General features: G+C 72.2%; 14 protein-coding genes. 9 read left to right on the plus strand and 5 right to left on the minus strand.

The features are described 5' to 3' along the window. Positions 1–31 precede the first annotated feature (31 nt). The 4 genes from rplU to ACIA3K_RS24815 all read left to right on the plus strand — a co-directional run bounded on the left by rplU (position 32) and on the right by ACIA3K_RS24815 (position 2,701). Complete coding sequence (gene rplU, locus ACIA3K_RS24800) at positions 32–346, plus strand: 50S ribosomal protein L21 (protein WP_007464063.1); 315 nt, start codon at positions 32–34, stop codon at positions 344–346. Between the two features lie 11 nt (positions 347–357). After that, positions 358–612 carry a 50S ribosomal protein L27 gene (gene rpmA, locus ACIA3K_RS24805; RefSeq protein WP_043966727.1) on the plus strand — a complete coding sequence of 85 codons (255 nt, stop codon included), beginning with the start codon at positions 358–360 and terminating at the stop codon, positions 610–612. A gap of 93 nt (positions 613–705) precedes the next feature. Then, positions 706–2,181, plus strand: a complete 1,476-nt coding sequence (gene obgE, locus ACIA3K_RS24810; protein ID WP_396804096.1) for a GTPase ObgE — start codon at positions 706–708, stop codon at positions 2,179–2,181. A gap of 70 nt (positions 2,182–2,251) precedes the next feature. Beyond that, entirely contained in the window at positions 2,252–2,701 is a 450-nt protein-coding gene (locus ACIA3K_RS24815; RefSeq protein ID WP_396804097.1) for a GNAT family N-acetyltransferase, read from the plus strand. Positions 2,702–2,750: 49 nt separating this feature from the next. Here the strand turns inward: ACIA3K_RS24815 and ACIA3K_RS24820 are convergent, their stop codons facing one another. Together ACIA3K_RS24820 and ACIA3K_RS24825 are read right to left on the minus strand one after the other, a co-directional pair. After that, the gene (locus tag ACIA3K_RS24820; protein WP_396804098.1) at positions 2,751–3,410 is read right to left on the minus strand and encodes a DUF6766 family protein; all 660 of its coding nucleotides are present in this window, start codon (positions 3,408–3,410) and stop codon (positions 2,751–2,753) included. Between the two features lie 75 nt (positions 3,411–3,485). Continuing rightward, positions 3,486–3,977: a DUF4383 domain-containing protein gene (locus ACIA3K_RS24825; RefSeq protein WP_396804099.1), complete on the minus strand. Its 492-nt coding sequence runs from the start codon at positions 3,975–3,977 to the stop codon at positions 3,486–3,488. Positions 3,978–4,209: 232 nt separating this feature from the next. On the opposite strand from ACIA3K_RS24825, the gene ACIA3K_RS24830 reads away from it, so the two are divergent. The 3 genes from ACIA3K_RS24830 to ACIA3K_RS24840 are packed head-to-tail and all read left to right on the plus strand — an operon-like array spanning position 4,210 to position 6,201. Further along, on the plus strand, positions 4,210–5,058 hold the full coding sequence (locus ACIA3K_RS24830; RefSeq protein ID WP_396804100.1) for a hypothetical protein: 849 nt from the start codon (positions 4,210–4,212) through the stop codon (positions 5,056–5,058). A 28-nt stretch (positions 5,059–5,086) separates the two neighbouring features. Next, positions 5,087–5,554 (plus strand): phage holin family protein, encoded by a 468-nt coding sequence (locus ACIA3K_RS24835; RefSeq protein ID WP_396804101.1) that lies wholly within the window; start codon positions 5,087–5,089, stop codon positions 5,552–5,554. After that, on the plus strand, positions 5,551–6,201 hold the full coding sequence (locus ACIA3K_RS24840) for a DUF3618 domain-containing protein (protein WP_396804102.1): 651 nt from the start codon (positions 5,551–5,553) through the stop codon (positions 6,199–6,201). The genes ACIA3K_RS24835 and ACIA3K_RS24840 overlap by 4 nt, the downstream gene beginning before the upstream one ends. 60 nt (positions 6,202–6,261) lie before the next feature. Here the strand turns inward: ACIA3K_RS24840 and ACIA3K_RS24845 are convergent, their stop codons facing one another. Both ACIA3K_RS24845 and ACIA3K_RS24850 read right to left on the minus strand, forming a co-directional pair. Next, positions 6,262–7,302 (minus strand): glycosyltransferase, encoded by a 1,041-nt coding sequence (locus ACIA3K_RS24845; protein WP_396804103.1) that lies wholly within the window; start codon positions 7,300–7,302, stop codon positions 6,262–6,264. 116 nt (positions 7,303–7,418) lie between these two features. Next, positions 7,419–8,663, minus strand: coding sequence for a cytochrome P450 (locus ACIA3K_RS24850; protein ID WP_396804104.1), 1,245 nt, complete (start codon positions 8,661–8,663; stop codon positions 7,419–7,421). 219 nt (positions 8,664–8,882) lie between these two features. Here ACIA3K_RS24850 and ACIA3K_RS24855 point away from each other — a divergent pair, with 219 nt between their 5' ends. Then, positions 8,883–9,269, plus strand: coding sequence for a hypothetical protein (locus ACIA3K_RS24855; protein WP_396804105.1), 387 nt, complete (start codon positions 8,883–8,885; stop codon positions 9,267–9,269). 125 nt (positions 9,270–9,394) lie between these two features. Here ACIA3K_RS24855 and ACIA3K_RS24860 read toward each other — a convergent pair whose 3' ends face one another. Next, on the minus strand, positions 9,395–9,613 hold the full coding sequence (locus tag ACIA3K_RS24860; protein ID WP_355053179.1) for a DUF397 domain-containing protein: 219 nt from the start codon (positions 9,611–9,613) through the stop codon (positions 9,395–9,397). A gap of 69 nt (positions 9,614–9,682) precedes the next feature. Here ACIA3K_RS24860 and pepN point away from each other — a divergent pair, with 69 nt between their 5' ends. Further along, complete coding sequence (gene pepN, locus ACIA3K_RS24865; RefSeq protein WP_396804106.1) at positions 9,683–12,199, plus strand: aminopeptidase N; 2,517 nt, start codon at positions 9,683–9,685, stop codon at positions 12,197–12,199. Positions 12,200–12,278: the final 79 nt, after the last annotated feature.

Consider the following 12,278-nt stretch of genomic DNA (forward strand, 5'->3'; position numbering starts at 1 on the left):
AGCAGCCTCAACGACAGGGAGTCCGCCTCCGATGTACGCGATCGTCAAGACCGGCGGCAAGCAGTACAAGGTCGCCGAGGGCGACGTGATCGAGGTCGAGAAGCTCACCGGTGCCCCCGGTGACGCGGTGAAGCTCACCGCGGTGCTCCTCGTCGACGGTGACGACCTGGTGACCGACGCGGCGAAGCTTGCCGAGGTCGCGGTGTCCGGCGAGATCGCCGCGCACACCAAGGGCCCGAAGATCCGGATCCACAAGTTCAAGAACAAGACCGGCTACCACAAGCGCCAGGGTCACCGCCAGCCGTTGACCCAGGTCAAGGTGACCGGCATCTCCAGCGGGAAGTAGGTCGTCCTCCAATGGCTCACAAAAAGGGTGCGTCCAGCTCGCGTAACGGTCGCGATTCCGCGGCCCAGCGACTCGGCGTGAAGCGCTTCGGTGGTCAGGTCGTCAGCGCCGGTGAGATCCTCATCCGGCAGCGTGGCACCAAGTTCCACCCCGGTGACCTGGTCGGCCGTGGCGGCGACGACACGCTGTTCGCCCTGGCCGCCGGCTCGGTCCTGTTCGGCACCAAGCGCGGTCGCAAGACCGTCAGCATCGTTCCGCAGCAGTAGTTCTCTTCGCTGAGCGGGCCGCGGACCTCCGGGTCCCGGCCCGCTCGGCTTTTTCGAAGTGCGGGGTCGACCCTCGCTGGAAGGATTGACGCCGTGGCGACGTTCGTTGACCGGGTCGTCCTGCATTTGCAGGCCGGCGATGGTGGGCACGGTTGTGTCTCGATCCACCGCGAGAAGTTCAAGCCCTTCGGTGGGCCGGACGGCGGCAACGGCGGCCACGGCGGCAGCGTGTCGCTGGTGGTCGACCCGCAGGTGACCACGCTGCTCGACTTCCACTTCCACCCGCACGTCAAGGCCGACAACGGCAAGGGCGGCGCCGGGTCGAACCGGGACGGGGCCAACGGCCACAACCTGGTGCTCAAGGTGCCCAACGGCACGGTCGTGCAGACCACCGACGGCACCGTGCTGGCCGACATGGTCGGTGCCGGCACCACCTTCGAGGTGGCCCGGGGCGGGCGTGGTGGGCGCGGCAACGCCTCGCTGGCCAACGCCAAGCGCAAGGCGCCCGGCTTCGCCGAACTGGGCGAGCCCGGCGACCAGCTCGACATCGTGCTGGAGTTGAAGAGCGTCGCCGACGTGGGCCTGGTGGGTTTCCCGTCGGCCGGAAAGTCGTCGCTGATCTCGGTGATCTCCGCCGCGAAGCCGAAGATCGCCGACTACCCGTTCACCACTCTCGTGCCCAACCTCGGCGTGGTCCGGCTGGACAACCACACCTTCACCGTCGCCGACGTGCCGGGCCTGATCCCCGGCGCGGCCACCGGCAAGGGCCTGGGCCTGGAGTTCCTGCGGCACATCGAGCGCTGCGCGGTCCTGGTGCACGTGATCGACTCGGCGACGCTGGAGCCGGGCCGCGACCCGGTCGCCGACATCGACGCGATCGAGGCCGAGCTGAGCCAGTACGGCGGGCTGACCGAGCGCCCCCGGCTGGTGGCCGTGAACAAGGTCGACGTGCCGGACGGCCGGGACCTCGCCGAGATCGTCCGCCCCGATCTCGAGGAGCGCGGCTATCGGGTGTTCGAGGTCTCGGCGGCCACCCGGGAGGGGCTCAAGGAGCTGACGTACGCGATGGCCGAGCTGGTCGAGGCCGAGCGTAATGCCGCCCCGCCGGCCGAGCCGACCCGGATCGTGATCCGGCCGATGGCCGTCGACGACGCCGGCTTCACCATCACGGCGGAGGCCGACGGGTCGTTCACCGTGCGCGGCGTACGCCCGGAGCGGTGGGTCAAGCAAACCAACTTCGACAACGACGAGGCGGTCGGCTACCTCGCCGACCGACTGGCCCGCCTCGGCGTCGAGGACAAGCTGGCCAAGGCCGGCGCCGAGCCCGGTGACCTGGTCCGGATCGGTGAGCGCGAGTTCGACTGGCAGCCGACGCTCTACGCGGGCGTGGAGTTCGTGCCCGGTAACCGGGGCACCGACGTACGCCTGGAGGAGAAGTCGAGCCGGGCGTCGGCGGCGGACCGGCTCGCCGCGCGCAAGGCCCGCCGGGTGCGCCCGGAGGACGAGATCGGCGCGGACGAGATCGGCGCGGACGTGGGCGACGACGACATCGAGGATGACGCCGAGTAGCCGGTTGCGCTCCGTGATCGGGTTGATTGCCGGAAACCTCCGCGAAATCCATCCCGCTTAGCGTCGGGTGATGCTGATCGAGTCGCGGCCCGCCATCGATCCCGAAGTCGCCGCCCTGGTCGTCGCCCAGCAGCGTGAGCTGCGCGTCGCTGACGGCGGGTTGGACGGGCAGGTCACCGTCACCCACGACGACATCCGCTACCTGGCCGTGGTGGTACGCGGTCGGGCGGTCGCCTGTGGCGGGCTCCAGTCGCTCGACGCCGTCACCGGCGAGGTCAAGCGGATGTACGTGCGGCCGGCGTACCGGGGCAGGGGCATCGCCCGGCAACTGCTCGCCGCGCTGGAGGAGTGCGCGTTCCAGTTGGGGCACACCATGGTCTGCCTGGAGACCGGCACGTACCTTCCGGCGGCCGTCGGGCTGTACCGGTCGTGCGGCTACGAGCCGATCCCGGTGTACGGCGAGTACGTGAACAACCCGTACAGCGTCTGCTTCGCCAAACGGCTCCCGGTCGCGGCCTGACGGCTGCCGTCGGGGGGCGGCCGGCGGCGGTCGGGTCGGGCGGACGGCGTCAGGCGCCGGTCTCGGCGTGCGCGACGGTGACCGGCTTCGACTCCGGCGACGCGTGCTGGCGCAGCACGATGCTCAGCAGGATCAGCGCGCCGACCGCGAGGAACTCGCTCTGCCAGTTCTGCATGGACTGGAACCAGAAGTCGCTCGTGCCGAGGAAGTCCCACGCGCTGATCGGCGGCGCTCCGCTCTGCAACGCCTGCTCCTGGTTGTACGCGGCCGTGCCGCCGAGCAGGTGCCCGACGAACGAGCCGGCGAAGATCAACAGCAGCGCGATGGAGAGGCTGTTGCGGTAGACCACCAGAGGCAGGCCGCCGGCGCGTGCCGGCCACGGCGACCGCGCGGTGGCGTGGCGCTCGTCGTCCTCCGGGCGGTCGGTCTGGTCGACCGGCTTCGACTCGGCCGAGCCGCGCTGCACCAGGTACGCGGTGAGCAGCACGTACCCGCCCATCTGGAGGAACTCCGACTCCCAGTTCTCGAAGACGGCCTCGGCGAAGTGCCCACTGGCGAGGTACGAGGGCCAGCTCAGCGGGGCCGCGCCGAACTCGACCAGCTCCTCGTTGTGGGTCTGCCAGCCGAAGACGCTCTGTAGGACCAGGAACACTCCGAAGGCGCCCAGCATCGCGGCGGCCAGCGCGTTGTCGCGTATCCAGCGAGGCACCATCGACCCCCTTCACGGATCACCATCCGTGACGTACCCCGCCCCTGCTCGCTCTCAAACGTGCGAAGTAGCAGCTCAGGGGCGGTCGATCGGGGTGTCGAGGCGCCCGCCGGTCCCGGCTTCGTTCGAGAGCAGCAGGCCGAGGGCCAGCATGCCGAAGCCGAGGGCGAGATGCAGCCAGTTGTCGGCGCCGTTGACGGGCAGGATGTTCGCCCCGCCCTCCTCGTCGATCGCCTCGATCGCCAGTCCGTACAGCCAGAGGGCGAGGTAGATCGCGCCGCCCCCGGCCAGGAAGACCCGCGCGCCGGCGACGCTGCGGGCCAACACCAGACCGGCCAGCCCGAAGAGCAGGTGTACGGCGTTGTGCAGGATCGAGACCTGGAACACGCCGAGCAGTTTGGCGTCCGAGTGGTGCCCGGCGAAGGCGAGATCGCCGTAGTTGGTGGTGATGCCGGGGATGTAGCCGAGGACGCCGATCAGCAGGAAGACCCCGGCCACGACCAGCGCGGCGACCTGCACCCTCGGTCGGGGCGCAGCAGGTCGGCCACCCCGCGCGTCTCGTGCCATCGGTGCCCCTTTCGTGGATCTGCCCGGTCCCGCGAACGTCGCTGTCCGCAGCGGCGATGTGACGCAGCCCGACGATCCTCCATTTTGAAGTCCCTCCCGACGCTCGCGCAGAGAAATGCACGAACAGGTATGGAAGCCAAAACGCCGGGTAGGTGAGTTGTCAGCGGCCACCGCGACACGGCCGCATCCCCCCAGAACAACCGCGACGACACTTCCGAGCGGAAGGGAAATCATGACTTACGATCTGTCACCCACCTCCTCCACCTACGGCCAGGAGTCCACCAACGGCGGCGGCGTCCGCGAGCAGGCGCGGCACGTCGGGTCCGAGGCGGCGCACGCCGGTGGCGCGGTCGCCCAGACCGCCAAGGAGCAGGGCACCGAGGTTGGCCGTGAGGCCGTCCGGCAGGCCCGCAACCTCTACGGCGAGGCCCGCACCCAGCTCGCCAGCCAGACCGGTGAGCAGCAGCGCCGCGCGGCCGGCGGACTGCGGTCGATCGCCGACGAGATGCGCACGATGGCCGAGCAGGGTGGCCAGGCCGGTCCGGTGAGCGAGCTGGCCCGCCAGGCCGCCGACCGGGTGCACGGCGTCGCCGGCTGGCTCGAGGAGCGCCAGCCCGGCGACCTGATCAACGAGGTACGCGACTACGCGCGGCGTAACCCGGGCACCTTCCTGGTCGGCGCGGCGGTGCTCGGTGTGCTGGCCGGCCGACTGACCAAGGGCATCTCGGCCTCCGGTGACGACTCCGGCAACGGTTCCGCGGGTTACCGCGGCGCGGGCGCGTACGACCCCGAGCGCACCGCCGTGATCCCCACCCCGCCGCCGGCGCCCCGTACGGCCGCAGACGCCGCCCCGGCGGGCAGCTACCTCGACCCGACGCCGGGCACCTACACCGAGCCGACCTCCGGCGGTTACACCGAGCCGACCTCCGGCGGTTACGCCGACCCGACGCCGGGCGGCTACCAAGACCCGGCCCGCCAGGGCGGCTACACCGAGCCGGCGAGCACCGGTCAGCCGCTGCCGCCGGTGACCCAGACCGACCCGCTGCCGGGCGTGCCGTCCAGCGGCAGCCCCCGCCCGTGAGGCACCGAGTCATCCGAAGGGAGGCGGCATGAGCATGCCGACGCAGGGGTCCGGACTGGACTCCGGTTACCACCCCGACGCGGGTGCTCCGCACACCGCGTCGGAGGTGAAGAACAGCTCGCTGGGTGACCTGATGCGTCAGGTCACCACCGACCTGTCGACGCTGATGCGTCAGGAGGTCGAGCTGGCCAAGGCCGAGATCCGCCAGGAGGGCAAGAAGGCCGGCAAGGCCGCAGGCCTCTTCGGCGGCGCCGGCTTCGGCGGCTACATGGTGGCCCTCTTCGTGTCGATCGCCATCTGGCAGTTCCTGGACAACGTCATGGACTCCGGCCTCGCCGCGCTGATCGTCGCCGTGGTCTGGGCCGTGGTCGCCGCCGTCCTCTACTCGGCGGCCAAGAAGAACGCCCAGCACGTACGCGGGCTCAAGCAGACCAACGACAGCGTGCAGCGGATCCCCGACGCGCTCAAGCCCCACCCGGAGGGAGTCACCCGATGAGCACCGACCCCGACCAGATCCGCCGGGAGATCGAAGCCACCCGCAACAGCCTCAGCTCCGATGTGGACGCGTTGGCGTACAAGGTCAGCCCCAGCCGCATCGTCGACGACCGTAAGCAGCGGGCCCGCTCCGCGCTGCAGAATGTGAGGGACAAGGTCATGGGAACCGCTTCCGACCTCGGCCACGGCACCGGCCACGCCGCCCACTCGGTGGGCGACCGCGCGTCGTCGGCGGCGTCCAGCGTCAGCGACGCCGCGCACTCGGCGGCCTCCTCCGTGAGCGACGCCGCCCACAGCGCGCCCCGCGTGATCCGGGAGAAGTCGCAGGGCAACCCGCTCGCCGCCGGTCTGATCGCCTTCGGCGTGGGCTGGCTGGCCTCCTCGCTGATCCCCGCCTCCCGCCGGGAGCAGCAGGCGGCCGCCCAGGTCAAGGAGAAGGTCGGCGAGCACAGCGGAGTCGTCAAGGAGAAGCTGGGCGAGGTTGCCAGCGAACTCAAGGACGAGCTGCGTGAGCCGGCCCAGCACGCCGCCGAGTCGGTGAAGTCCACCGCCCAGGACGCGGTGCACGCGGTCAAGGACGACGGCCGCTCGGCCGCCCAGAACGTCAAGGACCAAACACAGCAGGCCCGCCAGCAGGTCAGTTCCTGAAACCACGAGCCGTCGCCGTATCTCCCCGCGATCTTGCACTTCCTGTTGCCGCTCTGTCGGCTAACGAGGCTTTTGTCTCAGCAGAAAGTGCAAGATCGCGGGGACTTCGTGGCGGTGGGCTGGGGTGCGGATTCTGGTGTCGCCGTAGCGGACTCCGCCTCTCAGCAGGCGCTGGGTCAGCGCGAGCCAGCTACAGAATCCGCGCTCCAGCAGCCAGAGCGGGGCGGCCAGGGTGGTGGTCGGTGGGAAGACGGTGGCACCGGCCGCGCGGCGGCGACCCGCCTCGGCCAGGGCGACGACGCTGGCCGTCATGCCGAGCAGCAGCCGGGGCCGGCGGGACGCGACCGCCGTGGCCAGCGCGGGCAGGACCGCGAGCGCGGCCAGCAGGCGGGCCGGCTGGGCCAGGTCGTCGTACGCCTGGCGGACCCGCTGGCCCCGGAAGTGCGCCGCGTCCGGCGGCAGCCGGCGTACGTACAGCCAGGGTGGCGTGGCCTCGACGCCGCCGTGGGCGCGGACCGTACGGATCAGCTCCAGGTTCTCGAAGAGCACGTCGGGGTCGTACCCGCCCATCGCGAGGAACGTGCTGCGGCGTACCGCGAGGGTGCCGGGGTAGTCGTCTCCGAGGGCGCGGTTGAGCAGCGTCCGCCCGGTGTCCCACCAGGCGTGCCAGGGCAGCGGATCGAAGTAGTTCTGCGGCCGGACGAGGTCGACCCGGTCCAGCAGTCGGTGCACCGCGTGGAGCCCGGCCTCGTCGTACCGGACGTCGTCGTCGGCGATCACCACGTGCTCGTGGCGTGCCACGCCCACGCCGGTGTGCACCCCCACCACCTTGCCGTTGAGCCCTCGCCGGGCGCGATCGGGCGGCAGGTGTCGCAGCAGCGGGCGCCAGGCCGCCGCGTGCCGGGCGAACAACTCCGGAGGTGAGCCGTCGACCACGATCACGTCGACGAGACCGCTCAGCCGGCGCAGGTAGCCGGTCAGCTCGTCCAGGCCGGCGTCGGTGTGCCAGCGCAGCGGCAGGACGTACGCCATCGGCAGGGCCGTTCGGCCGGTGCCGTGACGCGCGGCGCGTCGGGCGTCACCGCTGGCCGGAGAGGGCATCGCGCCTCCTTTCCGGGTGCTGCGCGGCGGGTGTGCCGCCTGCTGCGCCTGCCCGCACGGCGGCCGTCCAAACCGGCGCGAGGCACCGACACCCGGACAACGGCGGTGGGACGGCCTCAGGCGCGGCGGACGTTGGTGACGGTCATGCGGCCGGGCGGCAGGACGGGCATCCGGTGCAGGTCCAGACGCAGATCCTGCGGCGGCACGTCGTAGCGCATGCCGCCGGTCAGCTGGGTGACCGCCCGCTTCATGAGGTCGATGGTGATCCACTCGCCGGCGCAGCGGTGCCCGGTGCTGTGGTCGCCGCCGCCCTGCGCGATCAGCGCGAACGGGTCCACGCGCCGGTCGGCGAACCGCTCGGGGCGGAACAGTTCCGGTTCGGGCCAGAGCGCCGGGTGGTGGTTCGTGCCGTAGAGGTCGAGCAGCACCCGCCGCCCCTGCGGGAAGTGGTGGCCCTGCCAGTCGAAGGGGCGCCGGACCCGGGCCGCGGCCATCGGGAAGAACGGGTAGTAGCGGCGTACCTCCTGGACGAACTGCTCGGTGGCCCCGTCGTCGCCGCGGACCCGCTGTCGCCAGCCGGGATGGTCGTGCAGGGCGAGCGCGGCGAAGACGATGTACCGGTCCACGGCGACCGTGGGACGCAGCAGGTTGAGCAGTTCGACGGCGGCGATCCGGCGGGGGAGAAGCGCCCCGCGCGTGTCGCGGTGCTCGGCGACGACCCGCAGCGGGCTGTCGGCCGGGGCCGGGTGGATGCCGACCCGGGTCCGCTCGACGAGGTCGCCGATCCAGCGTTCAGTGCGGCGGCGGGCGAGCAGGCCCCGCCAGTGCCGTGGGCCGACGACCGCCGGGCCCTCGATCATGGCGTGCAGGTCGACGGCGCGGCGGTCGACCTGCGACGTGGCCAGCGGCACGCCGGCCCAGGCGCAGACCACCCGGGTCAGCAGCCGGCCCAGCTCGTCGTAGAGCGGCACCGCGCCGGCCGCCTCCCAGGCGGGCATCCGTGCCCGCCACTCGGCGTCGAAGAGGTGCCCGAGTCGTCCGATCGCCGTCGGCGTCATGATCGACATGAACATGGCCTTGCGGTCGGTGTGCGCGGCGCCGTCCAGCCCCTGCACGCCGCCCCGGCCGGTGAGGGTCCGCTGAATCCGCAGCGGCATGGCGCTCCCGCGCTGGAAACGTTCGTTGTCGTAGAACAGGGTGGCGGCCGGCCGACCCCGCAGGCAGATGGTCGGCGTGAGCAGGATCCGGGTCGAGAAGACGTCGCTGCCCAGGCGGTCGCAGCGTTCTCCGATGAACCGGTAGCCGGCGCGCAGCAGGGCGAGGGTGCTGTCCGGGCTGCGGTCGGCCGGCATGGTCGCCATCGGGCCTCCTCGAGGTTCCGGCGGCGGCCCGCGTCGCCGCCGGGGCACGTCTACCCTCGTGGCCGCCGTGCAATCCCCGTGTCGACAGCGCGTCCGCTGGCCCCTCCCACGGGCGGCGGAACCTGGTTGGCTAGCCGGTGGGGCCGTCGCCGGTCGGCATCGTCGGACGACGGTGGCGACCCCGTTGGGCCGAGGTGTCCACGACCACGGGGAGGACGCATGAACGACAACAGGCCGCCGCGCTGGCGGCAGCGGCGGGCGGTCGAGACGCCAGGTGCGGGTGGGGCCGGGCGGCCGCTGATCGGCCCGCCGGGCCGGCCGGCCCGACCGCGCCGGTTCTTCACCGTGCACCTGGGCTTCACCGCGCCGGGCGCGGCCGACGCGGTCGAACAGGCGGTGGCGTACGCGGAGGCGCTGAGCCTGCTCCGCCCGGAGCTGGCGCTCGGTGCGGCGGCCCTGTCGCCGGCCGATGCCTGGCACCGGGCCGAGCGGCTGTTCTGCGGCGCGGTCGGCCCGGACGGGGAGCGCTGCGTCGACGTCGCCGACCATCCCGGCTTCCACCACGCGCCGGGCCCGGGCGGTCTGGGCTGGGGCGACGGCGACTAGGTCGGGTGTCAAAGTCCCCGGCCACGGGCTTTGACACCCGCCCCAGCCCCTGCTGAGAAAACCCCCACCGCGCGACCCGTGCCGGTGTCCTCGTCGAGGAGGGCACCGGCACGGGCCACGGCCGATCAGTCGAGGTCGAACTCGCCGTCCTGTGCGCCGGCCACGAACGCGTCCCACTCGGCCTGGGTGAAGACCAGCACCGGGCCCTGCGGCTCGGCGGAGTTGCGCATCCCGATCAGGTCGTCGACGAAGGCGACCTCGACAGCGCTCTCGGAGGTGTCCCCCTCGGCCCGTTGCCAGACCGCGCGGGAGAGGTCGAAATCGCCCTTGGGGTGCTGCGCCATGGTTCTTTCCTCCACTGCAGGGGGCCAGGTGGGGACCGCCTGCCGATCCCCATCGGGCAGGATAAGCGGATGCCGAGCCTGACCCGTGTAGAGGCGACCGCGCGTGGCGCGGCGATTACTGTCGAGTCCTATCAGGTGGACCTCGACCTGACCGGCGAGGGCGATCTGTTCCGGTCCCGCGTCGAGATCCGCTTCCGGGCGACCGCCGGGGCCGCCACCTTCGTCGAGGTCAGGCCGGCAAACCTCGTCGCGGTACGCCTCAACGACCGTGCCGTCGACCCCGCCACGCTGACCGACAACCGGCTGCCGCTGGTCGATCTCGACACGACGAACACCCTCGTCGTCGAGGCGGAGATGACGTACTCCAACGCCGGGGAGGGGCTGCACCGCTTCGTCGATCCGGCGGACGGCGAGACCTACCTCTACGCGATGTCGTTCCTCGACAACGCCCAGCGCATCTTCGCCGCGTTCGACCAGCCCGACCTCAAGGCCCCGTTCACCCTCACGGTCACCGCGCCGCCGCAGTGGACGGTCTCCGGAAACGCCGAGGTGGTCGCCACCCCGGCACCGGGGCGCTGGGAGTTCGCTCCGACCGCGCCGCTGGCGACGTACTTCTTCTCGCTGATCGCGGGGCCGTACCACGTCCGCCACGCAGAGCACGACGGCATACCGCTGGCGATCTACTGTCGACGGTCGCTCGCCGAGCACCTGGATGCCGACGCCGAGGAGATCTTCGACATCACCGGGCGGTGCCTGGACCGGTTCCACCAGCTCTTCGCCGAGCGCTACCCGTTCGGCAAGTACGACCAGGCGTTCGTGCCCGAGTTCAACGCCGGCGCGATGGAGAACCCGGGCATCGTCACCTTCCGCGACGACTACGTGTTCCGTTCGGCGGTCACCGACACCCAGCGCGAGGTGCGGGCCACCACCATCGCCCACGAGATGGCGCACATGTGGTTCGGTGACCTGGTCACCATGCGCTGGTGGGACGACCTGTGGCTCAACGAGTCCTTCGCCGAGTACCTGGGCACCCGGGTCACCGCCGAGGCCACCCGCTTCGACCAGGCGTGGACGACGTTCGCCATGCGCCGCAAGGCCTGGGGGTACGCGGCCGACCAGCGTCCCTCCACCCACCCGGTCGCGCCGACGGAGGTGGCCGACGCCGACGAGGGCCTGCTCAACTTCGACGGCATCTCGTACGCCAAGGGCGCCGCCGTGCTGCGGCAACTGGTCGCGTGGCTCGGCGACGAGGCCTTCCTCGCCGGCCTGAACGCGCACTTCGCCGCGCACCGCTTCGGCAACGCCACCCTGGCCGACCTGCTGACCAGCCTCTCCGCCGCCAGCGGCCGGGACCTGTCCGGTTGGGCCGAGCTGTGGTTGCGCCGGCCGCAGGTCAACACGTTGCGCGCCGAGGTCGACGTCGACGCCGACGGGCGCTACACCGAGGTCGCCGTGGTGCAGACCGCCCCCGCGTCGCACCCGGTGCTGCGTCCGCACCGCATCGGGGTGGGTCGGTACGCGGCGAACGGCGCCGTCCAGCGCACGGAGGTGGATCTCGATCCGGCCGTCGACGGCGGTCGTACCGTGCTCGGCGCGTTGACGGGTGAGCCGGCGGCCGAGGTGCTGCTGCTCAACGACGGTGACCTGACCTTCGCCAAGGTACGCCTCGACGCGGCGTCGGCGGACGCTGTCGCGGTGGTGCTGCCCTCTCTGACCGATCCGCTCGCCCGGGCGGTGCTCTGGGGCGAGGCGCTGGACGCGGTGACCGACGGCGAACGGCCCGTCGTCGGCCTGGTCGACCTGATGGTCGCGGCGCTGCCCGCCGAGACCGAGGTGATCATCGCGGAGGACGTGCTCGTCCTCAGCCGGTCGCTGGTGGACCGTTACCTCGACCCGCTGGCCCGTTCGGCGGCGCTGGCCCGGGTCGCCGAGGCGTGCCGGCGTCTGCTCGATGGCGCTCCGGCGGGGGAGTCGTTGCAGCTCGCCGCCGCCCGGGGCTGGATCGCCGCGACCACCGACAGCGACCTGCTCGTCGGCTGGCTCGCCGGCCGGGACGTACCGGCCGGGCTGGCCGTCGACGCGGAGCTGCGGTGGGCGGTGCTGCGCCGGCTCGTGGCGCTGGGCGCGGCAGGCGAGGCGGAGATCGCCGCCGAGGCGCGCGCCGACGTCAGCTCCGCCGGCGCGGAACAGGCCGCGTACTGCCGGGCCGCCGTGGGCGACCCGGCCGCCAAGCAGGCGGCATGGGAGATCCTCATGCGGGACACCGAGCTGTCCAACCGGCTGCTCGAGGCCACGGCGGAGGGGTTCTGGCAGCCCGAGCAGCCCGAGCTGACCGCCGCGTACGTCGGGCGGTACTTCGCCGAGATGCCGGCCGCCGCTCGTCGTCGTACCCCCTGGACGGCCGACCGGGTGGCGAAGCTGGCGTTCCCCCGCTACGCCGTGGCGCAGCCGACCCGGGAGGCGGCCACGGCGCTGCTGGCCCGCGACGACCTGACGGCGGGCCTGCGGCGGGTCGTCACCGACGCCGACGACGACCTGCGGCGGGCGCTCGTGGCGCGCACGGCGGTGGCCGCCGCCTCGGCCTGAGGTCGGCCGCCGGGGTGGGCGGCCCGGCTTGCGATGGTCCGAGCGCGGGGTGGCCCGAGCGGCCACCCCGCGCCCGTGC

The organism is Micromonospora sp. NPDC051543 (genome assembly GCF_044454415.1).
Taxonomy (GTDB): domain Bacteria; phylum Actinomycetota; class Actinomycetes; order Mycobacteriales; family Micromonosporaceae; genus Micromonospora.

Coding starts and splice junctions, on each gene's coding strand:
- rplU (WP_007464063.1), top strand. CDS start 32: ATGTACGCGATCGTCAAGACCGGCGGCAAGCAGTACAAGGTCGCCGAG.
- ACIA3K_RS24830 (WP_396804100.1), top strand. CDS start 4,210: ATGACTTACGATCTGTCACCCACCTCCTCCACCTACGGCCAGGAGTCC.
- ACIA3K_RS24860 (WP_355053179.1), bottom strand. CDS start 9,613: ATGGCGCAGCACCCCAAGGGCGATTTCGACCTCTCCCGCGCGGTCTGG.
- ACIA3K_RS24855 (WP_396804105.1), top strand. CDS start 8,883: ATGAACGACAACAGGCCGCCGCGCTGGCGGCAGCGGCGGGCGGTCGAG.
- ACIA3K_RS24825 (WP_396804099.1), bottom strand. CDS start 3,977: ATGGCACGAGACGCGCGGGGTGGCCGACCTGCTGCGCCCCGACCGAGG.
- ACIA3K_RS24840 (WP_396804102.1), top strand. CDS start 5,551: ATGAGCACCGACCCCGACCAGATCCGCCGGGAGATCGAAGCCACCCGC.
- ACIA3K_RS24850 (WP_396804104.1), bottom strand. CDS start 8,663: ATGGCGACCATGCCGGCCGACCGCAGCCCGGACAGCACCCTCGCCCTG.
- ACIA3K_RS24815 (WP_396804097.1), top strand. CDS start 2,252: ATGCTGATCGAGTCGCGGCCCGCCATCGATCCCGAAGTCGCCGCCCTG.
- rpmA (WP_043966727.1), top strand. CDS start 358: ATGGCTCACAAAAAGGGTGCGTCCAGCTCGCGTAACGGTCGCGATTCC.
- pepN (WP_396804106.1), top strand. CDS start 9,683: ATGCCGAGCCTGACCCGTGTAGAGGCGACCGCGCGTGGCGCGGCGATT.
- ACIA3K_RS24835 (WP_396804101.1), top strand. CDS start 5,087: ATGAGCATGCCGACGCAGGGGTCCGGACTGGACTCCGGTTACCACCCC.
- ACIA3K_RS24845 (WP_396804103.1), bottom strand. CDS start 7,302: ATGCCCTCTCCGGCCAGCGGTGACGCCCGACGCGCCGCGCGTCACGGC.